A 22,094-nucleotide genomic window follows, 5' to 3' on the forward strand; every position below is an offset into this window, starting at 1 on the left:
TCTAATGTAAATCCTGTAATCGAGTTACTGTTTCCCTATCTTCATATTTCATCGCCAGACAAGCAGCCTCGGCTCCTGATAATGTCGTAGTATAACTAACCTTATGCTGTAACGCATTGCGTCGAATAGCAAATGAATCCGCAATGGCTTGCTTGCCTTCAGTTGTATTCACAATAAAATCAATTTCATTATTCTTTATAAAATCCAACACATGCGGTCTGCCTTCGGCGACTTTAAAAACTCGCCGGCAGTCTACGCCTGCTGCTTGCAGCGCCAAAGCCGTACCACGTGTAGCTATAATTTCAAATCCCAATTCAATTAATCGTTTAGCTATCTCCCCCACGCGGGTTTTATCCGCATCTCGAACAGAAACAAAAGCACGGCGTCGTTTAGCTATGTTACAACCGGCTCCCAGCTGCGCTTTAGCATAAGCCTGACCAAAACGCTTGGCAATACCCATTACCTCACCAGTTGATTTCATTTCTGGGCCCAGGATGGAATCGACTCCAGAAAATTTTATAAATGGAAACACAGGTAATTTAATTGAATAAAACGAAGGCATATGATGATTTTGTGTTAAACCCTGCTCTTTCAGACTAATACCCACTTTACACAATGCGGCAATTTTAGCTAAGGGTAATCCTGTAGCCTTGGAAACAAAGGGTACTGTTCTTGAAGCCCTGGGATTCACTTCCAAAACATAAATATCATCTGCCTGAATCGCAAATTGAGCGTTAATCAAACCAACTACTCCCAATTTTAGAGCCATTTGCCGCATTTGTTCCATTAAATCTTGCTGCACAACCACACTGATACTAAACGGTGGCAAAGTACAGGCAGAATCACCTGAATGAATGCCTGCCTGTTCTATGTGTTCCATTATGGCGCCAATTAATACCTCTTTGCCGTCGCAGACCGCATCAATATCAACTTCTATGGCATCATTTAGAAATTTATCCAGTAAAACTGGGGAATCATTAGAAACGGCGACAGCATGCGATAAATAGTGGCGCAGATCATCTTCATGATAGACAATCTCCATAGCTCTGCCCCCAAGAACATAAGAAGGCCGTACAACCAATGGATAGCCAATACGATTGGCCAATTCAACAGCCTCAGCTTCACTTCGTACAGTGCCGTTATCCGGCTGATGCAGCTTTAATTCATTAACGAGCTGCTGAAATCGTTCTCTATCTTCTGCCATATCAATGGCATCAGGAGAAGTTCCAATGATTTTTACCCCGTTGGCTTCAAGATCTCTAGCCAGTTTTAGCGGAGTTTGTCCACCGTAATGCACGACAACACCATCTGGTTGTTCCACATCCACTATGGATAGAACATCTTCAAGGGTTACTGGTTCAAAATACAGGCGATCCGAAGTATCAAAATCAGTAGACACGGTTTCAGGATTACAGTTAACCATAATCGTTTGATAACCCGCCTCTCGCAAAGACATAGCGGCATGTACACAGCAATAATCAAATTCGATACCCTGTCCTATGCGATTGGGGCCTCCACCGAGAATCATAATTTTTTTCTTATTGCTTTCTGGACGAGCTTCACAACTGCCTGCATAGCAGGAGTATAAGTAAGCTGTATCACTGGGAAACTCACCAGCACAAGAATCGATCCGCTTATAAACAGGAATAACACCTAATTCAACACGACGTGCCCTGACCTGTGCTTCGGAGCAATACATTAATTTGGCCAAGTAGGCATCAGCAAATCCGCGATGCTTTAATAATCCAAGGGTTGCTTTATCCAACTCATGAATGGATTTTCCAAAAACAGAACGCTCTAATTGAACCAGCTCTTCAATCTGTGCCAAAAACCAGGGATCAACACGGCTTTCCATATGAATCTCTTCAAGAGAAAGCTTTTGACGGAATGCGTCTGCGATATACCAAAGTCGATCAGGAGTAGGCTCACGCAGATGTCCTCGTAGCCTGGCCATATCTCCTTTTTGAAATAGTGAATGTAAACCGCATCGTCCTATTTCCAAACCGCGAATGGCTTTTTGTAACGATTCCTGGAAATTGGAACCTATTGCCATCACCTCGCCCACAGATTTCATTTGCGTAGTTAAAGTATTGGGAGTTTGCGGGAACTTATCAAAATTAAACCGTGGGATTTTGGTTACGACATAATCAATACTCGGCTCGAAGGACGCAGGAGTTTTACCGCCTGTTATTTCGTTTTTTAATTCATCAAGAGTATAACCAACAGCTAATTTGGCAGCCACTTTGGCGATTGGAAACCCGGTTGCCTTCGAAGCCAGTGCAGAACTTCGTGATACCCTGGGGTTCATTTCGACAACAAGCATGCGCCCATCTTCTGGATTTATTGCAAATTGTACGTTGGATCCGCCGGTATCCACACCAACTGCCCTCAATACTTTTATTGCGGCATCCCTCATACGTTGATATTCTTTATCGGTAAGTGTCTGAGCTGGAGCGACCGTAATCGAGTCACCAGTATGCACCCCCATAGGATCAAGGTTTTCTATGGTACATACAATGATGCAGTTGTCCTTTTTATCGCGGACCACTTCCATTTCATATTCTTTCCAACCGAGAACGGATTCATCAATCAGCAACTCATGCGTTGGAGAAAGCTCCAGGCCTCGGGTACATATTTCTTCAAATTCTTCACGATTATAAGCAATCCCACCGCCACTGCCGCCCATGGTAAATGAAGGACGAATAATAGCAGGGAAACCTAAACGCGCCTGAACCTGAATGGCTTCCTCCAAACTGTGGGCAATAGCAGAGCGGGGCATATCCAGGCCGATTTTTATCATCAGCTGACGAAACTTTTCTCTATCCTCTGCTTTGTCAATTGCTTCTCGTGTAGCGCCGATCATTTCAACAGAGTATTTGGCTAAGACTCCTTCTCGTACCAAATCCAGAGCACAATTCAATGCGGTTTGCCCGCCCATAGTGGGTAATAAAGCATCAGGTCGTTCTTTCTCAATTATTTTTTCAACTTCTTTCCAGCGCACAGGCTCTATATAAGTCGCATCAGCAAGCTCAGGATCCGTCATGATGGTTGCTGGATTTGAATTAACCAATATCACCCGATACCCTTCTTCCTTCAAAGCACGCACTGCTTGAGTACCTGAGTAATCAAACTCACATGCTTGTCCAATAACAATGGGACCGGCTCCAAGAATCAGGATCGATTTAATATCAGTTCGTTTTGGCATAGTGGCAACAAAAAAAAGAATAAAGTGATCTATTTTACCGAGTTTTGCCTAAAGATTATACCCTTATCTAACACTCTTTCAGTTAATTTCTCAAACTATGTCCTATTTTGAGCAAATTCATCATCTCACTTTACTGTACTCACTCAAGAGAACCGTCTGTAAGCCTGCTTCAGTCAACGATAAATATTTGTAATGAGTATCCGCTGTTGTACGTTCCAGCCATTCATTGGCAATGCAAATATCGGTTAATTTATGCGCTGCCTCTAACGAAATTTGGGTGCCTCTCTTTAGCGATAATTTGTCCACAGCCTGTTGATCAATGCTTAGAAAAATTTTATCGCGCGTCACACTGTGCTCTTTCATTTCATCGTAAAATAAGTGCAAAATATCCAGTTCATTCATCATGAATTCCATCTTTTGAGATAATTGTTCTCTGTTTACACTATATTAGACCGAAACAGGGAAATTTCAAATTTAGGCCACTCCATCAGGCAGGACCGTCATTTCAGATCCTCTCTCGAACAAATGCCAATGTAAATTGCAATTTGATTTGGACCTGAATACAGTTCAAAATCACTTTGAAAGGCTCGTTTATATAAATCATTATGTTGAAAATAAGTCCATATACGCTCCCAGGTCTGAACAACACAGTCTGGAAAGGCGCCCTGAGATTCAAAAACAAGATAGCATCCTTTCATTACCTCAACCTGGTTTAACTCCAAAGCATTGGTCTCATTTGAACTGTCAAGACCAGCAGTTACGTTATAGTGGCCCATTTCATCCGATTCATAATGTGAATACACTCCGAAAATCGGTTCATTTTCTAAACGATGGGAAATTGTTTGAGCAAGTCCGGAAGAAAAAAACTGCTCCCACAGTAACGGTAACCTGGCCTTTTCAGGGTTGAACTCATCGCTGTTTTTAGTGCGCACACTGAAACCGGCCACCTTGAAACCATCGACTTCCACCCTTCTCGGTTCTTCATTAATCATCCTACTTCTCCTGATAACAAAACAATACATAACCTGAACCAGGGTCTGTTAACCATTGCGCCCAAAGCCTACATTACGCGCATAAAGCGCGAGAAGTAGGGGCATATAAATGAACTGTCAACAGGCCCTAATTTTGATGCCTAAAAATTAAACTCAACATTCATCGCCTGAGCAATCAGCTTCACATCGTGATTACTGATTAATAACAATCCAAATCGCAGTTGATATCCCCAATTTCTTCGTTCCCGGGTCCATTCAAGTTCATCCAGATAGGGAGCAATAAATGCCTCTGTAGCCTTATACCAGTCAACATCCCGTCTGAAGGGATAAAATCCATTACCCATATCAACTTGATAGACCTCTCCGTTCGCTACTGTTCCTATAGCAGTAAAGGCCTGAAGTTTATCTGCTCCACCAAAACTGACTGTAGGCGAATAATAAAGAACGGTATCACCCGGATGAACTCGCTTTAACGGTGCTTTCTTACCATGACAAACCTGCATAAATCCTGATTCGCGACCACGACGCACATGCTCAGCCGAAGCTACTGCCAACCAATTTTGACTCATGAAAAACACTCCTGATGTGGTTAAAGCTCCCCCGAATCAAGGGATAAAAGGAAAGTAAATAAAGGTATTTAGATAAACTAAATGACTGAACTAATAATTCCTTGCATCAAAAGATTGGGAGTTATTAACCCAGTGTACGAGATATTAATGACAGAATATGTCAGTAATGATTGATGGATTATTGAACGGGAATACCTTGTTGCTCACGCCATTTTTTCAAAAGCGTTTGGCGTCTGGCGGGATAACGAATATCTAAACGGGTTAGCTTAATGATTCTATCCGTTCGAAAATGACGAAATTCCTGTCGAAGTTCACACCAGGCAACGACTATACGAACCTGTTCAAAAAAACCCAAAGCAAAAGGCCAGATAATTCGCTCGCTTAATTGTTCACTATTGTCTTTATAGGAGATTAACAATTTACCCTCGCCCCGTATCACCTTTCTGATCGTCGCCAACTCATCATCACCTGCTGAAAGGCTACTGGCTGGGCCCACCAATAAACCGGAGGCATCCAGCTGATGTCTTAAATCGTCAGGAAGTACAGCAGCTATCTTGGCCAAAGCATTCTTTGCTGCCGAACTTAATTGGCTGTCCGTGCGTTTCGCAACCCATCGAGAACCGAGAACCAAAGCTTCGATTTCATCCTCTGAAAACATTAATGGCGGCAACATAAATCCGGGGCGTAACACGTATCCTAATCCTGGTTCTCCATCAATGCTGGCGCCTTGCGCCTGTAAGGTAGCAATATCACGATAAAGAGTTCGCAGGCTTACTCCTAACTCTTCGGCCAGATTTGCGCCTCTCACTGGATATCGATGCCGGCGCAAAATCTGGATTAACTCAAATAATCGGTCTGTACGGGACAAGGGCATACCTTATTCAGTTGTAACTTGCTGCCATATTATGTCAGCAAGTTACACAATTATCCATGCACTTTAATTGTTTAGCCAATGTTTTAAGCAGATAACCAATGCTGACAGAACCCAAATTATTGAGGGTCGAGGATGGAACGATATTGAAATAATCCCCAATAACCAACCCGCATCATTCTTGATTTGATGCGGGCATGTTAATTGCGAAACTGAAGAGAGGTGCAGATTTAATCAAGTGCTGGTCACTTATTCAGCCAACCCCGATTGTTCTCTGATGACTTCATAGATGCCACTCCAGTCTTTATGCGCCATTCCATTCGCTAATGCAGAAATAAATCGGGATCTAATCACGTTTCCTAATTCAGGTACCACACCAGCCCGGGCGAAGGCCTCCTGGAAAATAGTGATGTCCTTGTTTCCACCTATCATGTCAAAATTCACTTCATCAAAATTACGCTCCTGAATCTTATCAACATAAAGTTGGAACGCAGGATGGCCATAAATCTGGTGTAGGCTCATTTTTACAAATTCACTTTCAAGACCACTTTTTTCTGCAAAGACATACAATTCGCTAATAAGCTCCAGTGCTGTTGCCAAACTGTAATTGAGACATATTTTCATTGTATTTGCTGCTTTAATATTATCCCCAAGACATATGACTTCAGTTGAAAAAGATTTGAGTAAAGGAATAATGACTTCCAGATTTTTATCAGCCCCGGCACAATAAGCAGTAACCCCACCCTTTTGAACTACTTTAGGTATGCCCAGAACTGCAGCTGAAACAAAATGACTGTTATTTGCTTCATGCAATTCTTTAAGCAGTACTGATGTATCAGGTAATATTGTTGACAAACACACATGAATTGCTTTTGGTTTAAAATGGTGCACAGAATCATGAACCATATCAAGAACCGCCTGATCATGTAACAAACAACTCATCACCACATCGGCATCTTGTACCGCTTGAATGAGGGAGTCAGCATATCTGGCACCCAATTTAACAAGCGGCAGGGCTTTTGAGGGGGTTCTGTTATATACGGTAACAGAATAACCTGCATGCAACAGGCGCTCGACCATTGCCGAACCCATTTTACCCAGACCGATAAATGAAATATTCATACCAAACTCCTTTTCAGTAAATCCCATTGTTTAATATTCCTATGTCACAACAACGAATTATCTACTAAGAATAGGCAGTGTAGCCTTTCTATAATAAAATACGATCACGTTTCAAAAGGTATCATTGATTGAAGCCAAACATTCTGTTTAAAGAATAGATTAAGGTTGAGTAGATGTCTAAAAAAGATTATTGGGTTTATATCCTTCTCTGTGACAATCAATGTTATTACACTGGATATACTGATAATCTGGAAAAACGTTTTTTATCCCATGTGAACGGCACTGGCGGATGTAAATATACCCGTAGCTTTAAACCACTCCATATTGCTCAATGCTGGATAATAGATGGAGATAAATCTTTCGCGATGAAACTGGAGCGTGAAATTAAGAAAAAGTCCCGTCAACAAAAATCCGAGCTCATACAGAACCCCTCATCACTGTCAACCGATCCACGAGTTCAAGCATTCAAGCCTATTCCATTCAGAAACAACTCTCCCGCCTGAGTCATTGGCACTTCGTTATAATCGGATTATTTATGGATTCACGGATTATAAAATGATACATTATGCGTTAAATTTGACTGGTACTCCACTTAAAGAACCCATACAGCCCAAGCTTAAATTCATACGGTTCACCTGCTGGTATTTAACGAGTGCAATCCTGAAATGCAAGAAATAGATGTCATCATTATAGGCGCTGGTGCAGCCGGCTTAATGTGCGCCATTGAAGCCAGTAAACGTTCACGCCGCGTCATTGTCCTGGATCATGCGAATAAAGCAGGGAAAAAAATATTAATGTCAGGAGGGGGACGCTGTAATTTTACCAATTATTACATTGAGCCAGACAAATATTGCTCAAACAATCCACATTTTTTCAAATCGGCTCTGTCACGGTACACCCAATGGGATTTTATAAATCTGGTAAAAAAACACAACATCCCATTTCATGAAAAAACCTTGGGGCAATTATTTTGCGACAATAAATCAAAAGATATTGTGGACATGTTGCTTTCAGAATGCGAGCAATTCAAAGCCGAAATTCATTTAAATACTTCTATTGAAAAAATACAAAAAACGGGTGACCGGTGTTTTAAGGTAAATACCAGTCGTGGAACTTTTCAATGCCATTCTCTGGTGATTGCCAGCGGCGGGCTGTCCATCCCAACCATGGGAGCCAGTCCATTCGCCTACAAGGTGGCTGAGCAATTTAACATAAAAGTATGGCCAACTCGCGCAGGGCTGGTCCCGTTTACTCTAGATGTACACGATAAGGAACGAATTTCAGTACTTTCAGGTATTGGTGTCGATAGCATAGTATCAAATGAACGAAACCAATTTCGTGAGCATGTTTTATTTACTCATCGTGGACTAAGCGGCCCAGCAATTTTACAACTCTCTTCCTACTGGAACCCTGGCGAACCAATCCATATCAATATGGTACCAGAGCATGAGCTCCTTGAACTCTTAAAAGAAGCTCGGGTTGAAACACCACAAAAGCAATTGAATTCCATATTGTCCCATTTCTTACCCAAACGAGTAGTCGAAGTATTTATTCCTAAACATCAGGCACAAACAAAGTTGTCGGAAATGTCAAACAGGGATTTGGAGTCTGTAACTCATTTGATTCAAAGCTGGATAGTCAAACCCAATGGAACTGAGGGTTACCGTACTGCTGAAGTCACCATAGGTGGGGTTGATTGTCATTCCCTATCGTCAAAAACGATGGAAGCAAATGAAGTCGCAGGGCTGTATTTTATAGGTGAAGCAGTGGATGTAACCGGTTGGCTGGGAGGATATAATTTTCAATGGGCCTGGTCCTCTGGTTGGGCGGCGGGGCAAACAGTATAAGCACCCCCGCCAATACTAATAAGAATTCAGGTTGATATTAATAAAGGATCATTATAGTCTGGACATGATTAATTATATTAAACAGTACGTTCTGGTACGATTTAATTAATGCATCAAAATACTTTAAATGATTTAAAGCATTAGGCTCAGTGCACTTAACGCTAGCTTGCGTCAAAATGGGTTTGTTTTGGAGCACTGAAGCGGAGCATACATCAGTATGTGAGCATCGAAGCGCAAAAAATAAGCCCATTTTGGCCGAGATAATAATAAATAAGTACACTGAACCTAGCGTTCAAGGAGAGAATTATGCCTGGCCCCTTCAACAAATTCAGTTTTGAAGAATGTAAACATGCTATCGAAGCATTTTTAAACTATTCCCAATCCAAGGAAATAGATAAATTAGCCTCGCTTAGCGATCTCATTATGTATTACATGAAACAACCTCACCCCAATACTCTTTTAGGAGAAAGCACAGAAGAGTCTGTTATTGCGGTTAAATACTTAAGCTCCTGTAAAACTCAGCAAACACGCTCAAATTTCCTTTATGCATTAACCGAAGCATGTTATCGGCATGCACCACACGAACCGATCGAGACTATGTTGTTTCATATCAGTTATCCGGCCCAAATTGTCGCGACTTTTCATTATGAAGCCATAACAAAACCCGATGATCCCATTCGCTTTACCGCTGATTTGGACACCATAGCTCAACTGAGCACTGAGCAACAAGCCATTTTGTTATTTTGCATCCGAGTCTTCGCGCCGGAGGTAACCATCTTTGGCAATTTTGTTTACGGGCCATCCGGTGCAGCCAATTTGGCGGAATTAAACAAAATAGTACATGCCCTACCGGTCAGCAGCTCATTGACTTATGAAAAAAATGAATTAGGTCAAATGGGGTCAGAAGAAATGGCCGTATTCTTGAATAGCGTCAATAAATCTTCCCAATTAATCCTGGATCATGCCAATCTGGATCAATGGAGTGAACAATATTGGAGCGCATTTGTTGCAAAGATAGAGCACAATCAATCGCTCACCTCCTTGAGCCTTAATAAGACATCTCTAAAATCCTGCTGCCTTAATCCACAAAAATTTCAATGCATCCTTAAATTAATTGCCCTCCCTCATTTAAAAGAATTGTACCTTCATAACAATTTATTAGGGAAATTGCCTGTTCATTTATTCGAACAACTCCGTGAAGCAATACAAAAATCACCCATTGCTCATATAGGATTAAGGCATATTCCACAAGAAAACAAGGGAGCAGCCAGCATCAGCGGAATGTTTGCACATTCGAGCCCACATAAAGAAGACGATACGATTTATGATTATCAGCTGGATGATCCTCTCCAGCTAACCAGTGAACATACTGCCATTGCTGAAACAAGATACCGAATCTGATACTGTCTTTGACATTATTCAATCGTTCCATAATCTTTGGGGCATGTCATTGCCCCTTAAATTTGAAAGCCCAAATACTTCCCAATACCTCATGCAAGGCAATGGAAAAATAGGCCAGATTGTATGCATTAGGAATAATCAATTTGCCCCAACTGTCGGTACTCCAGAAAAAAGTAAAGTCAGTAGGTGCTGCGATGGGGTGAAGACCTTGTTTTTGACATAAAGCCATTGCTCGAGGCATATGAACCGAAGAGGTTACCAAATAAAAAGGGTCCTGATTGACAAGAGGTACTAATTCTCGAGCCTGATCTGCCGTGTTAATGGAGTGAGTTTCCAAAACCACTTTATGATCCGGGATGGAAAACCAGTGAGCTAATTCTGCCAAAAGCAATGCTTCGGGTTGATCGCCTGCAGATCCGCCACCCGACAAAATCAGCTTCGCATCGGGCAATGTTCTCAACAATCTTATCCCTTCAATCAACCGCTTCATACTCGCAGAGGACAATACATCATTAGGAGGAAACCCGGGAGCCTGAGTTTGACCACCACTTAAAACAACAACCCACCGAACTTTGGGATCGGCTTCAGTCACCAATGGGTACCGCGACTCCAGAACATACGTCATGTATCGTGGCAACCACCCCGTACTGATTACGATCAGGACCAGTAGCACTAAAAACAGAACTCTACGAACAAACAGAAGATGAGAACGAAACCAAAGCCAATAGGCACAGATTCCCAATAACACCAAACACAGAAAAAAAGGATTAATGAGCAATTCAATCAAATGCCTGAATAACGCCATTATTTCACTCGCCTCATTAAATAAAATCCAATCAAGGCAAAAATAGCAGTAGGTCCTAAGGCCGCGATTTCCGGGGGCAATTGGAATACCAGACTCACCGGTCCAAAAAATTGATTCAGAATGTGAAATGCAAATCCCACAGTTGCTCCAACCAATAATTTGGAGCCCATCGTAGAAGAACGGAGAGGACCAAAAATAAAAGGAATTGCCAATAACATCATCACCATAGTGGTTAGCGGTTGAATGATTCTTTGCAGAAAGGCAATCTTGTAATTTTGCGCATTTTGCTGGCTACGCTTTTGTTCACGCAAATAACGGTTCAATTCATGCAGCGTCATTTCATCAGGATTGGAACCTGTAATTTCCAATATTTGTGGTTTAACCGGAATATCCCAAGGGAGCGAAACCAATCGACTGGCCTTGGTATGATCTGCAGCAAATTCAGTTTGAGTCACATCATAAGCCATCCAGAAATGGTTGGCATATCGTACTTCCCTCATTTCTCGGGCAAGCAGCAAATGATGCTGCTCGTCAAATCGGAATTGGTATACATTCTCTAATACGTTATCGGGCTGGACTGACGATATGGATATAAAATCATTACCATAACGCAACCATATTCCTTTTGGCGTTCTTAATGTTTGACCGCCACTTATTGCTGCCATTTTATAATCATTGGCATAATGCGACATCATTGGCGTTAATACTTCACCTAAGACAGTAACCAAAATCACAACAACTATAGATGCTTTTAATACACCTGCAGTTATTTGTCCAATAGATACACCAGCCGCGCGCATGACGACCAACTCACTATGACTGGCCATAAGGCCCAAACCTATCAGACAACCCAACAGGCTGGCCATAGGAAAGAACAGATACACTTGATAGGGCATTTGCAAGAAGACAAAAACTGCAGCTTGGGCAATTCCATAGTCCACACGCCCCAACTCATCAAGCTGATTAACAAACAAAATAAATACTTGTAATCCCGCCAGCATCAGAGTAACCAAGCCTATCGCCGAGAGAACCGTTTTAGCAATATAACGATCAATTAATTTCATAATTATGCCAATTTCACTTGATTACGCCAGATTAAAAACAGCCCCAAAAGAAACACTGCAAGATGAATCCAACTCATGCCTATCCATAACGGTATTTTTCCAGACACTATCGCATCACGAGCAACAAACATAAAATTGGCATATAAAATATAAATAACAATAGCAGGCAGTAGTTTTGCGTATTTACCTGTTCGAGGGCTAACCCGACTTAAAGGAACAGCCACGAATGTTAACGTTAGAACCATCACAGGAATGGATAATCGCCACTGAAGCTCCGCCGCTTTCTCCCGATCGGGATTATTAAATGGTAATAAACTGGCGGTTTTAGCTGTTCGAATGTCTTCATTGATTCGTACTATTGGATGAGGTAGCCGTGATTTATAATCAGCAAATCGAGCCACCTGATAGTCAGCATGTCCCGGTATTCCCTGATATTCTTTTCCATTCTGTAAAACGATGTATTCCTCACCAGTATCAGGGTCCATTTCAGCGAATGCTTTATCTGCCCAGAGTATATCCCATTGAATCCTGCCGTCCTTAACTGAATTTTTTGCCAGAAATACCTGTTCTGCTTTGGTATGTTCACGATTCATTGATTGAACATAAAACACTTGCTGACCGCCGTTAATGGCATGGAATCGTCCCGGCATAATGGTTTGAATTAAAGTTTTTATTCCGGTTGATCTCAGCAGCTTCGCTCGTTCGGTAGCAATCAAAGGACTTGCAAACACCATAACTCCGGCAACTATAATTGCCACAACAAGAGCCATGATAAAACTGTGTTTTAACAGCTGATTCGGGCCATAACCGCAAGCAACCATCACGGTCATTTCGCTTTCCGCATACAATCGACCGTATGCCAAAAGTACTGCAATATAAAATCCTAACGGCAGAAGCAATCCCATCAAATTGGGCATTTCCAACATCATTAACTTCATAATAATCACTCCAGGTATATTTCCTGAAGCAGCTCGATTCAAATATTGAACAAACTGGTTGCTCATAAAAATCAGCATTAAAATTGCGGTTAATGCAACTAAAGTCAAAAACACTTCTTTGGTTAAATAACGAAAAATTATCACTCAATACCCCTATCATGAGGATGATGGATGCGGTTCCAATATTCAGGATACCATAAAGACATAGTCTCATGATAATTCAAAGGACCTTATTTAACCTAAAATCACGATAAAATGTTGGTTTCATTGCTTGAATAGATTAGGTAAACTAAGCCTCTTTAAGTGGCAACAGGAGCTCACGATGAATTACGGACTCATTCAAAACCCCTCACTCACGATCAGTGAGTGTCTTGTTCTGGGTATTTTTTCCGATGCAGAACTACCCGATTACGCAATAAACCTGGATAAAGAACACGATGGAGTTATTACCAGACTAAGCCAGAGAGCCACAGAACAGGGTGATGCAGTATGGCAGATGGATGTTCAAGGACAGAGTCTATTAGTGGTTCAATTCGGCAAAAAAAACGAGTTTAAATCAACAGTCCTGCAAAAACGAATCACTGAAATAACGGATGAGTTAATCAAAAAACGCTTCTCATCAGCCCTGCTTTGCCTGCCTCAGTTAAATAATCAATCTGCGGAATGGCAATTAGAGCAAATGATAGTGCAAATCGACAATATTCGCTATCAACTTCTTGATTTCAAAAAGAAAAATCCAAAATCACACAAATTAGAGTCCATTAGTTTTTATTTGCCTGGATCAAGCGAGAAATCCTTGGAGTTAGCAAAAGCCATTGTTTCTGGCGTTGAAATGACAAGACATCTTGCAAACATGCCAGCAAATATCTGCACGCCAACTTATCTTGGAGAACAGGCACTTGAGTTGGCCAAACAATTTGATTCCATGAGCTGTAAAGTTATGGGACCTGATGAAATGCGTGCCATGGGAATGGGGCTCCTGCTGGCCGTATCGCAAGGCAGTAATGAGCCGCCAAGATTAATAGACCTTCATTACAAAGGAGCTGGTGATGCCGCGCCTATTGTACTGGTGGGTAAAGGAATTACTTTTGATTCAGGTGGACTTTCGATCAAACCGGCCAATGCAATGGATGAAATGAAATATGATATGTCCGGCGCAGCCAGTGTCCTGGGCACATTAAAGGCCTGTGCTCTGTTAAAACTTCCTGTTAATGTGATAGGTCTCATTGCCAGCGCTGAAAATATGGTGAGTGGCGCAGCGGTTAAGTCAGGGGATATCGTTACCAGTATGTCTGGACAAACCGTTGAAATTATTAATACCGATGCAGAGGGACGTCTTGTTTTGGCAGATGCACTCACTTATGCAGAACGATATCATCCAGAATTTGTACTTGATATTGCTACCTTAACTGGCGCCATGATAGTCGCTCTGGGTTCTATCGCTACAGGTTATATGACCAAGGATGATGAACTGGCTAAATTATTGGAACAGGCCGCCATTGAAAGTCAGGACAAAATTTGGCGCATGCCTTTAGATGATGCATATCAGGAAGCATTGGACAGTCCTCTGGCCGATATGATTAATGCCAGTTTTGATCGTACTGCAGGAAGCATTACTGCCGCCTGTTTCTTGTCTCGATATACTGAAAGCTATCGATGGGCACATTTGGATATTGCTGGTACATCCTGGGTATCCGGAAAAAAACGCAATGCTACAGGCAGACCCGTTCCTTTACTTACTCAGTTGATACGCCATGTCGCCAATTCGCGTTGATTTTTATTTATTAACCAGTGACCAGCCCGATGCAAAATGGCTGGTCGCATGTCGCCTTCTGGAAAAAGCCTACGCCAGAGGACATCGTGTTTTTGTTTCTTGTGACAACAGACAGGATGCGGAACATCTTGATGAATTGTTATGGACATTTCGAGATGACAGTTTCATTCCTCATAACCTGCAGGGAGAAGGACCAGAGCCTCCTCCCCCTATCCAGATTGGTTATGATAAAGAACCCAGAGGATTTAATGACATTTTGTTAAATATGGGGAGTGCTATTCCTCTTTTTCATGGAAAATTTAAACGAATAATGGAACTGGTTTCTAACATAGAAGCTGAAAAAGAATTAAGTCGTTTGCACTATAAGGAATACAGAGCCAAAAAATATGAGTTACATACACATCCTATTGAGTCTTAAAACGATCTTCATCCTTCCGAATGCAATGAAGAATATTCTGTATCTGGCACAGTGGCAGCTTTTGTAGATCCTTCGCGACGCTCAGGATGACGTTTTTTTAATGGGATAGTCGTGCCCGGATAACAATACACCTCTTGACACAAAGGGAGTACTCACCTGAATGAGGGAGTACTCGCTCATTGCAAAAACTAAATTCAGGGAGACTTTGACGAAACCCACAATACATCAGATTGGTTCTTTTCAGCAGCTTTCAACAGGCTCAACAAAGGAACCGCACGTTTTGCCAGACTGATTTCAGGCTCGCTGTCATCATCCCTGTCTTGCCTCGCAGGAGGATTCTTGCTCTGTTCCAATTCAAGGCCGCTTTGTAAATTGTGTAACGCACCAGGTACCTGATCAGAGGTAAGCGCACCCGGAACTGTTCCACTATGCCCCATTAAAGACAATAATCGTTTTGCAACATCATTAAAGTAGGTAATGTCTTCATAAGCATCACAACGGAAGGTGATGAACATAAAAATCTCCTTTTTTAATTCTGACCATAGACACGTAATAAATACTCAGCAACAGCGCACACGCCCATTGCCTCTCCCCCTTCAGGTTTTCCTGGTTTCGAACTGGTATTCCACGCCATCACATCAAAATGCGCCCAGGGAACCGTTTTTGTAATAAAGCGCTGTAAAAACAACGCGGCAACAATAGCTCCCGCATATGGCGCACTACTCGAATTTGCTAAATCAGCAATTGTTGAATTTAATAAATCCTCATAAGCAGCAAACAGAGGCAAACGCCACACCGGATCCAGTGTTTTATTAGCAGCTGCTGTTATCTCTGCAGCCAATTGATCATTATTGGAAAACAAAGCGGCCATCTCAGTTCCCACTGCGACACGCGCTGCTCCAGTTAATGTCGCAAAATCAAGAATTACATCAGGATTGTCTTCACAGGCCTTAACCAGAGCATCAGCTAAAATCAGACGACCTTCTGCATCGGTATTGTCTATTTCAACAGTCAATCCATTGCGCATGGTAAGAACATCTCCAGGACGAAATGCATCAGGACCAATAGAATTTTCAACGGCTGGGATTAAAACCTGCAATCGAACAGGCAATTTTTGTAACATAACCCATTGAGCAAGACCAATCACATGAGCTGCACCGCCCATATCCTTTTTCATCAAACGCATGCCTGATGAGGGTTTTATATCCAGACCACCGCTATCAAAACAAACGCCTTTGCCCACCAAAGTGATCCGAGGGTGTGTGTCATTCCCCCAGGTTAACGACAACAAACGAGGAGCAGAAGCTGAAGCTCTGCCCACGGCATGAATAGCAGGAAAGTTATCTTTGAGTAACTCATCACCAACCCATTGCCTGAATTGCGCATTATGGGTTTTGGCCAACGCTTCAACTGCTTGAGACAATTGCGCAGGCCCCATATCACTGGCAGGCGTATTAACCAGATCACGTACTAAATAGATGGATTGTACTAAAGCCAACACTGCGGCAAAATGTTCTTCTTTTAATAATAACAGGCGAGGTTGCACCTCATATTTTTTATAACCTGTAAAACGGTATTGAGCCAATCCCCAGTTAACAGCAGCTCTTTGATTCAATTGTTCCTGTACTTGATAGCTGCCAGGAGGCAATAGAACAGCAGCTTGAGCCAAAGCAGATTCCTGAATTCCACTTCCTGAGCCAACATAGGCTTTATCAACCACACCATCGGCGTTAATAATAACGCAGTAATCACCCAGTTTGCCCTTAAACTGTCTCAAGGCAAAGCAATTTCGCTCTGCGGGGCTTAGATGGTCAACACCCTCTTCCCATTGATTTTGAGAAATTAAATAAAGAGGAATTGCTCTATCATTATGGGTTTCATAAAATAAATCAGCTTGCATCATTCTTATTCCTTCATTTGACCACGGAAATGACTCGGTCTAAGCCCGGAAAGGCCCAAAACCAATAAATACAACACGACTGTTGCTAATACATGCGCCAATAACAAACTTAAGCGGGGAATTGGTGGGAAACTTAGCCAATAAGATACCGTTCCACTCATGCAATACAAATATACAGCAATGGCCAGATTTGCTATCACTAATTGCATACTGTATTTCAACCAACCTGGGGACGGTTGAAAGACACCTCTTTTAATTAACAGAAACAATAACAAACCACAATTCACATATCCTGCCAAAGCAGATGCCAAAGTTAAACCAGCATGAGCAAAATGCCAGACAAAAATACAGCACAATAATGTATTCACCACCATGGATATAGCCCCAATCTTAACGGGCGTTTTAATATCCTGTTGTGCATAAAATCCTGAAGCCAAAACTTTAACCATCATAAAAGCAGGAACGCCCATTGCAAGAGTAATGAGGCTTTTTTGGGTTTGAATTAAATCATGCACATTGAATTTGCCGTAGGCGAAACAACTGGCAATCAAAGGCATGGCAAATAGCGCCAAACCCAAACCTGCGGGAATTCCAATCAGCAAAATAGATCGCAGTCCCCAATCGAGAGCACGCGAATATTGAGTGAGACTTTGCTCTGCATGTTTGCGTGACAGGTGAGGGAGAATGACCGTAGCAATAGCGACGCCAAACACCCCTAATGGAAAATCCGTTAATCGGTCCGTGTAATACAGCCAGGACACACTCCCTACTTTTAAAAAGGAAGCAAAAATGCTGTCAACCATAAGATTGAGTTGAGCGATTGAGACGCCAAATAAGGCTGGAATCATTAGTTTAAGCACTTTATTGACCCCGGGATCATCTCGAACAATTCGGGGTCTTATTAATAAATTCCGCTGATATAAAAAGGGAAGCTGGAACAGTAACTGCAAAATACCGGCAATCAATACCCCCCAGGCCAGACCAACAACCGGCTGAGGTAAATTAGGACATAAATAAATGGCCGCTACTATCATACTGATGTTCAGCAACACCGGAGTAAATGCAGGTACTCCAAAATATCCGTAGGTGTTGAGTATTGCACCCGCCATCGCGGTTAAAGACACAAGCATCAAAAATGGAAACGTAATCCGTAACATTTCAGTCGCCAAATCGGCACGAACACTGTCGTGGCTGAATCCAGGAGCGAATAAAAAGATAATAACAGGCGCAGCAATAATCCCGACCATAGTAACCAAGGTAAGAATGGCACTTAAATATCCTGAAATACGGGCAATAAACGTACGAACATCTTCTGGTGAGCGTGTTTTTTGGTATTCAGCCAGAACCGGAACAAAAGCCTGGGCAAAGGCCCCCTCAGCAAAAAGACGCCGCATAAAATTAGGTATTCGAAACGCCACAAAGAAGGCATCCATTCCTGCCTGAGCACCAAAAAAATTGGCAAGAACCATATCACGCGCAAATCCTGCCATCCGAGAGACAAAGGTCATTACTGAAACTAAAGTAGTCGATCGTAATAAACTTTGTTTTTTTGGTACCATAATATCCGTCGCTGACATGTCGTTAAGTATAAAAAAGTAAATTTCTCCTATGATATACCTAATTTATTAAAGTTACATCAAGGTCTATATTGACAAATTCTAACTCATTGTGCATGATCACCATCTTTTGTATTATCTGAATGAGTGGAGATTTCTAAGTGGCCAATATTAAATCAGCAATCAAACGTGCCCGTCAAAACGTAAAACTGCGCCAACACAACGCCAGTGCACGTTCCATGTACCGCACATATATTAAAAATGTGCTTAAAGCGGTAGAAGCTGGTGATCAGGAAGCTGCACGTGCTGCTTATACCAAAGCACAACCAGTGATCGATAAAGCCGCAAGCAAAGGCTTGATTCATAAAAATAAAGCTGCTCGTATTAAAAGCCGTCTGGTCGCTCGTGTTCAAGCGATGGCTGCTTAATCCAGTGTTTCCGTCGCTCTAAGTTCGAAAACACCCGAACCGGCAATGCCGGTTCGGTTCTTTCTATTAATATCCCAGTCCATTACTATCTTCTGTATCGATCACACGATCATTCTCATACCCCAAAGCAGCATCCGCTTGACCTGAAAGTCTTGGCATGTTTTGTAACCTGTTGAAAAATCCATAAAAACCAGTAACACTTGTTGGCAAGAATAACGCAACATGATGTAATGCTCCCATCTGCTCCGCCACATCCAAATTTCCTCTCATGCTTTCTAATTTCCGATTAAATTGATTAAGCTCCGATTCAGTCGCCTGAGCTATTCTTTGGTATTCCTCGAAAATCGCATCTTGTGGTATTTGATTTTGATCTTGAACCAAAGTTGTGATTTCATTTATCCTTGAATCCAAACACGCTATTGAATCCTTTGCAGGATGCAGTACGGCATCGACCCCGAATATACCAGTTAACAATTGATGAAATATGGCATGCCAGGGAAGGTAGGCGGTGAACATTCTAACCAGCCTGTTTCGTGAATCGTTTTGCAATTCATAAGCCACACTGACAGTGGAGACCAAATAGTGTAAGGTCTCATCAAATTGCCTCATTCTGATGTTAATTTGAGCCTGGTTTAAATGAATCAATCGATTAACGTCTGCGTTGGCATGGTGAAATTGCTGCCTTGCTTGTTGTAAACGGGAAGTATAGCAACGCACTGTCTCCATACCCTTCTCTACAAAGCGCCATTCATTATTCATACTGACGCCCATAGCGTGTGCCAGCTTTAAACCACTAAATGAAACATGAAACTCCAACGGAGATAAATAATCTTCTAATTGGTACAAGAGATCAAAAACTGTAGTTAATTGGCTTAAACAAACTAAATGAGCACCAGGATCGTCAACAACGGGATGATATACACTTCGATAATGATGATCCTCAGACAGTTCATTCACAACGTCGAGTGCTGATGAATCACGCACCTCTAAAGATGATGAAGCAACACTCATGGAATGCAGTAACTGATCCACTCTGACAAGAGATACATTACCTTCTTGCAGCTTCCGCTGCATCTCATCTCTGTTTGCTGAACTTACAGCGTTCCGCCAATTACTTTTAATAGCTTGAAGCATGTCATCATGTTGAGCATCAATCCATTTTTCAGCTGAGGTGATTAATTGATTTCTGATCCATTTAATCCGTTCGTGTAATTCTGATAAGTTCAAATACATCCTATTATGCTCACTTGTTTGATAAAGTGTGCTTAGTTTACCCTTGCGGTGTTTTACTTTCAATCAACAGGATAAATTTTGATCTAAAGCTCATTGAATAAATCTGGACTTCCTGGTATTCGAATCAAGGCGCAAAAATTTTTATATGATATCAATAAGTTAGGACATAGAGACAAATCTGGAGCCCGTGAAGAATCTCCTGATGCTGGCTTGTGCCTTGATCAGGAGATCACTCGTTTGACATGGGATGACGTCATATCCCTATGAACGCAACATGTACTTTAATGAACGTTATCTTGGACTGAGCGATTCCCTATGTGACTCATGATTTGAATACAAATTCTCTTCAGGTACTGGATACTCATCTTCATAAAATTCGTCTTCAGAGTCCTCATCGACACAATAGTTACGTCCTATAATTCGGCAGAGCGCTTTTTGATCATTCTCTGATAAATAACTGACTACAGCTTCCAGGGGATTTTCATCAATCAACTCAGCCTGTCCATCACTAGAGCTTGCTTCACTCTTCTCATCCTCAGAATTTATCGCAACAAGAGGTTCAATTGGCAGTGTTTTATCAATTTTCATACGATGAACCATGGCCATATAGAGGCTGTTAAACAACAGTTCTGCGTGCCTGATTTTTTCTTGTAAACTAAATTCGGCTTTACTTCTCGGTAAGGAAAGCAATGAATAAAAAAATCCCTGTACACCCGTTATAGATGGTTTGTCATCTTTAGGTTTAATTTTAGAGAAATTTTTATAACACATAATCACTTGATTAATTAAAGCATCTTTATTGATTTGAAATTCTTCAGGCACTTGAGCATTTCTGAGTAGCCACTCAAGCTGCTGCAATTTCCTCACTACCGATTTAACTTTTGGACAATAGTCCTTATCAATCGTCAATAACTTGATTGTATCAGGAGATAATGCTTCAACTTCCTGCGGAGGAACAGTCCAATATAATCGCACACCCGGATCCTGAGAATCGCGATAATAGACTTTATCCCCGGATTTCTTTTCATGCTGCCTTAAAGGCCCCGTGCTGTGCAAAAATATTGTTTCCATTGGCCCGCTGTATCGAGGCACAGAGGGATGTTTGCCTCCATCGGTAAGGCGGTTTATTTGCTCATCTGAGAGCACGTGTCTCAACAAGGCTACACTCTGCGTTTTGCATGTATTGGATTCAGCAAAACTTGGACCTGACCATCCCCAGGATAATCGCACCTCAAAAGGTTTAAGTCTGGGTTCTCGCTGATCTTGTGCCGCTCGGATTTTCTCCCATTTATAAATGTCGGATGAATGTTGTTCAAAAGGATAGATTCGTGTTTCTTTGGGAGATTTCCCTTTAATTCGCAAAGGTTCAACAATTTCGTTAATCGCATTGTTTTGCTCTTCGACCATTTCCAAACACCTGACCTGCAAATGCTCAAATTGTTCTTTGGTTAATTCAAATGTAGCTCCATGCAACCCACGCCCAAGATCCAGATACCTGATTTCTTCATGCCGCAACATGCCATGATTACCGACCAAATCAACGTCCAACCCGATCTTTATTTTTAATGCATTGGTCCATGAATTATCACGTTGAGTGGTTGGCAAACCATAAAAGCCCCAATTATCAACTACTTCAAGCTGTTTTGTCTCTTCATCCATTCTGGAAAGCAATATACAACTATGCCATAAAGGATTTGCGCCCGCTTCACCATCAAAGGTACAAAAAGTAACCGCATACTTCATATTACCATCCTCATTGTTCATCCCACTACTTAAAAAAGCAAACTCATCCCAATCAGTTCAATGTAGAGCTCATTACTGAAACAAGTTTACAACCTGAAGTACTAATGCCCCTTCAACTCGATTGTGAGCAAATATTAGAAAAGAGGCAATAATTTTTTCTGGCAGGAACTAGAGAAAGCCCCTGAATAAGGGGCTAGATTGAATAAGAGTATTTTAGCCAAAGACCAT

20 protein-coding genes are annotated in these 22,094 nt (G+C 41.8%); 6 read left to right on the forward strand and 14 right to left on the reverse strand.

Going from position 1 to position 22,094, the window contains the following annotated elements:
- Position 1 precedes the first annotated feature (1 nt).
- The 6 genes from carB to ELY21_RS02660 form a co-directional block, all read right to left on the reverse strand.
- Entirely contained in the window at positions 2-3,205 is a 3,204-nt protein-coding gene (gene carB / locus ELY21_RS02635) for a carbamoyl-phosphate synthase large subunit (RefSeq protein WP_127106629.1), read from the reverse strand.
- Positions 3,206-3,325: 120 nt separating this feature from the next.
- Positions 3,326-3,607 (reverse strand): hypothetical protein, encoded by a 282-nt coding sequence (locus ELY21_RS02640; RefSeq protein ID WP_127106818.1) that lies wholly within the window; start codon positions 3,605-3,607, stop codon positions 3,326-3,328.
- A gap of 98 nt (positions 3,608-3,705) precedes the next feature.
- Complete coding sequence (locus tag ELY21_RS02645; protein ID WP_127106631.1) at positions 3,706-4,197, reverse strand: GyrI-like domain-containing protein; 492 nt, start codon at positions 4,195-4,197, stop codon at positions 3,706-3,708.
- Between the two features lie 140 nt (positions 4,198-4,337).
- Positions 4,338-4,766: an EVE domain-containing protein gene (locus tag ELY21_RS02650; RefSeq protein WP_127106633.1), complete on the reverse strand. Its 429-nt coding sequence runs from the start codon at positions 4,764-4,766 to the stop codon at positions 4,338-4,340.
- Positions 4,767-4,944: 178 nt separating this feature from the next.
- Complete coding sequence (locus ELY21_RS02655) at positions 4,945-5,634, reverse strand: YafY family protein (protein ID WP_127106635.1); 690 nt, start codon at positions 5,632-5,634, stop codon at positions 4,945-4,947.
- A 252-nt stretch (positions 5,635-5,886) separates the two neighbouring features.
- A complete protein-coding gene (locus ELY21_RS02660; protein WP_127106637.1) occupies positions 5,887-6,759 on the reverse strand; it encodes an NAD(P)-dependent oxidoreductase in 873 nt (290 codons plus the stop codon).
- 173 nt (positions 6,760-6,932) lie between these two features.
- On the opposite strand from ELY21_RS02660, the gene ELY21_RS02665 reads away from it, so the two are divergent.
- From ELY21_RS02665 to ELY21_RS02675, 3 genes are all read left to right on the forward strand, one after another.
- The gene (locus tag ELY21_RS02665) at positions 6,933-7,262 is read left to right on the forward strand and encodes a GIY-YIG nuclease family protein (RefSeq protein ID WP_127106639.1); all 330 of its coding nucleotides are present in this window, start codon (positions 6,933-6,935) and stop codon (positions 7,260-7,262) included.
- A 162-nt stretch (positions 7,263-7,424) separates the two neighbouring features.
- Complete coding sequence (locus tag ELY21_RS02670; RefSeq protein WP_127106641.1) at positions 7,425-8,606, forward strand: NAD(P)/FAD-dependent oxidoreductase; 1,182 nt, start codon at positions 7,425-7,427, stop codon at positions 8,604-8,606.
- Between the two features lie 306 nt (positions 8,607-8,912).
- Complete coding sequence (locus ELY21_RS02675) at positions 8,913-10,007, forward strand: leucine-rich repeat domain-containing protein (RefSeq protein WP_127106643.1); 1,095 nt, start codon at positions 8,913-8,915, stop codon at positions 10,005-10,007.
- Between the two features lie 46 nt (positions 10,008-10,053).
- On the opposite strand, the gene ELY21_RS02680 is transcribed toward ELY21_RS02675, so the two are convergent.
- Genes ELY21_RS02680 through lptF form a run of 3 tightly spaced genes read right to left on the reverse strand, consistent with a single transcriptional unit; the run spans position 10,054 to position 12,958 of the window.
- Positions 10,054-10,812, reverse strand: coding sequence for a YdcF family protein (locus ELY21_RS02680; RefSeq protein WP_127106645.1), 759 nt, complete (start codon positions 10,810-10,812; stop codon positions 10,054-10,056).
- Complete coding sequence (lptG, locus tag ELY21_RS02685) at positions 10,812-11,876, reverse strand: LPS export ABC transporter permease LptG (RefSeq protein WP_370272444.1); 1,065 nt, start codon at positions 11,874-11,876, stop codon at positions 10,812-10,814. The genes ELY21_RS02680 and lptG overlap by 1 nt, the downstream gene beginning before the upstream one ends.
- Before the next feature lie 2 nt (positions 11,877-11,878).
- The gene (gene lptF, locus ELY21_RS02690; RefSeq protein WP_127106649.1) at positions 11,879-12,958 is read right to left on the reverse strand and encodes an LPS export ABC transporter permease LptF; all 1,080 of its coding nucleotides are present in this window, start codon (positions 12,956-12,958) and stop codon (positions 11,879-11,881) included.
- A gap of 178 nt (positions 12,959-13,136) precedes the next feature.
- Between lptF and ELY21_RS02695 the strand changes: the two genes are divergently transcribed.
- Positions 13,137-14,588, forward strand: a complete 1,452-nt coding sequence (locus ELY21_RS02695; RefSeq protein WP_127106651.1) for a leucyl aminopeptidase — start codon at positions 13,137-13,139, stop codon at positions 14,586-14,588.
- Positions 14,569-15,006, forward strand: coding sequence for a DNA polymerase III subunit chi (locus ELY21_RS02700; RefSeq protein WP_127106653.1), 438 nt, complete (start codon positions 14,569-14,571; stop codon positions 15,004-15,006). The genes ELY21_RS02695 and ELY21_RS02700 overlap by 20 nt, the downstream gene beginning before the upstream one ends.
- Before the next feature lie 194 nt (positions 15,007-15,200).
- Here ELY21_RS02700 and ELY21_RS02705 read toward each other — a convergent pair whose 3' ends face one another.
- From ELY21_RS02705 to murJ, 3 genes are read right to left on the reverse strand one after another with little or no spacing between them, the layout of a single operon-like run.
- Positions 15,201-15,521 carry a DUF1840 domain-containing protein gene (locus tag ELY21_RS02705; RefSeq protein WP_127106655.1) on the reverse strand — a complete coding sequence of 107 codons (321 nt, stop codon included), beginning with the start codon at positions 15,519-15,521 and terminating at the stop codon, positions 15,201-15,203.
- Between the two features lie 14 nt (positions 15,522-15,535).
- On the reverse strand, positions 15,536-16,906 hold the full coding sequence (locus ELY21_RS02710; RefSeq protein WP_127106820.1) for a M17 family metallopeptidase: 1,371 nt from the start codon (positions 16,904-16,906) through the stop codon (positions 15,536-15,538).
- 5 nt (positions 16,907-16,911) lie between these two features.
- Positions 16,912-18,483 carry a murein biosynthesis integral membrane protein MurJ gene (gene murJ, locus ELY21_RS02715; RefSeq protein ID WP_127106657.1) on the reverse strand — a complete coding sequence of 524 codons (1,572 nt, stop codon included), beginning with the start codon at positions 18,481-18,483 and terminating at the stop codon, positions 16,912-16,914.
- 140 nt (positions 18,484-18,623) lie between these two features.
- Between murJ and rpsT the strand changes: the two genes are divergently transcribed.
- Positions 18,624-18,890: a 30S ribosomal protein S20 gene (rpsT, locus tag ELY21_RS02720; protein WP_127106659.1), complete on the forward strand. Its 267-nt coding sequence runs from the start codon at positions 18,624-18,626 to the stop codon at positions 18,888-18,890.
- 66 nt (positions 18,891-18,956) lie between these two features.
- Here the strand turns inward: rpsT and ELY21_RS02725 are convergent, their stop codons facing one another.
- Both ELY21_RS02725 and ELY21_RS02730 read right to left on the reverse strand, forming a co-directional pair.
- Positions 18,957-20,117 (reverse strand): hypothetical protein, encoded by a 1,161-nt coding sequence (locus tag ELY21_RS02725; RefSeq protein WP_127106662.1) that lies wholly within the window; start codon positions 20,115-20,117, stop codon positions 18,957-18,959.
- Positions 20,118-20,414: 297 nt separating this feature from the next.
- Positions 20,415-21,866, reverse strand: a complete 1,452-nt coding sequence (locus ELY21_RS02730; protein WP_127106664.1) for a hypothetical protein — start codon at positions 21,864-21,866, stop codon at positions 20,415-20,417.
- Positions 21,867-22,094 lie beyond the last annotated feature (228 nt).

Origin of the sequence: Legionella sp. km535, from assembly GCF_003990085.1 — a bacterium.
Taxonomy (GTDB): domain Bacteria; phylum Pseudomonadota; class Gammaproteobacteria; order Legionellales; family Legionellaceae; genus Legionella; species Legionella moravica.

What these genes read in the sequence shown, in the direction of transcription:
- ELY21_RS02700 (WP_127106653.1), top strand. Translation starts at nt 14,569, where the DNA reads ATGTCGCCAATTCGCGTTGATTTTTATTTATTAACCAGTGACCAGCCC.
- ELY21_RS02645 (WP_127106631.1), bottom strand. Translation starts at nt 4,197, where the DNA reads ATGATTAATGAAGAACCGAGAAGGGTGGAAGTCGATGGTTTCAAGGTG.
- ELY21_RS02670 (WP_127106641.1), top strand. Translation starts at nt 7,425, where the DNA reads ATGCAAGAAATAGATGTCATCATTATAGGCGCTGGTGCAGCCGGCTTA.
- ELY21_RS02730 (WP_127106664.1), bottom strand. Translation starts at nt 21,866, where the DNA reads ATGAAGTATGCGGTTACTTTTTGTACCTTTGATGGTGAAGCGGGCGCA.
- ELY21_RS02675 (WP_127106643.1), top strand. Translation starts at nt 8,913, where the DNA reads ATGCCTGGCCCCTTCAACAAATTCAGTTTTGAAGAATGTAAACATGCT.
- ELY21_RS02705 (WP_127106655.1), bottom strand. Translation starts at nt 15,521, where the DNA reads ATGTTCATCACCTTCCGTTGTGATGCTTATGAAGACATTACCTACTTT.
- ELY21_RS02660 (WP_127106637.1), bottom strand. Translation starts at nt 6,759, where the DNA reads ATGAATATTTCATTTATCGGTCTGGGTAAAATGGGTTCGGCAATGGTC.
- ELY21_RS02680 (WP_127106645.1), bottom strand. Translation starts at nt 10,812, where the DNA reads ATGGCGTTATTCAGGCATTTGATTGAATTGCTCATTAATCCTTTTTTT.
- ELY21_RS02695 (WP_127106651.1), top strand. Translation starts at nt 13,137, where the DNA reads ATGAATTACGGACTCATTCAAAACCCCTCACTCACGATCAGTGAGTGT.
- murJ (WP_127106657.1), bottom strand. Translation starts at nt 18,483, where the DNA reads ATGTCAGCGACGGATATTATGGTACCAAAAAAACAAAGTTTATTACGA.
- carB (WP_127106629.1), bottom strand. Translation starts at nt 3,205, where the DNA reads ATGCCAAAACGAACTGATATTAAATCGATCCTGATTCTTGGAGCCGGT.
- ELY21_RS02665 (WP_127106639.1), top strand. Translation starts at nt 6,933, where the DNA reads ATGTCTAAAAAAGATTATTGGGTTTATATCCTTCTCTGTGACAATCAA.
- ELY21_RS02710 (WP_127106820.1), bottom strand. Translation starts at nt 16,906, where the DNA reads ATGCAAGCTGATTTATTTTATGAAACCCATAATGATAGAGCAATTCCT.
- ELY21_RS02640 (WP_127106818.1), bottom strand. Translation starts at nt 3,607, where the DNA reads ATGAATGAACTGGATATTTTGCACTTATTTTACGATGAAATGAAAGAG.
- lptG (WP_370272444.1), bottom strand. Translation starts at nt 11,876, where the DNA reads ATGAAATTAATTGATCGTTATATTGCTAAAACGGTTCTCTCGGCGATA.
- ELY21_RS02650 (WP_127106633.1), bottom strand. Translation starts at nt 4,766, where the DNA reads ATGAGTCAAAATTGGTTGGCAGTAGCTTCGGCTGAGCATGTGCGTCGT.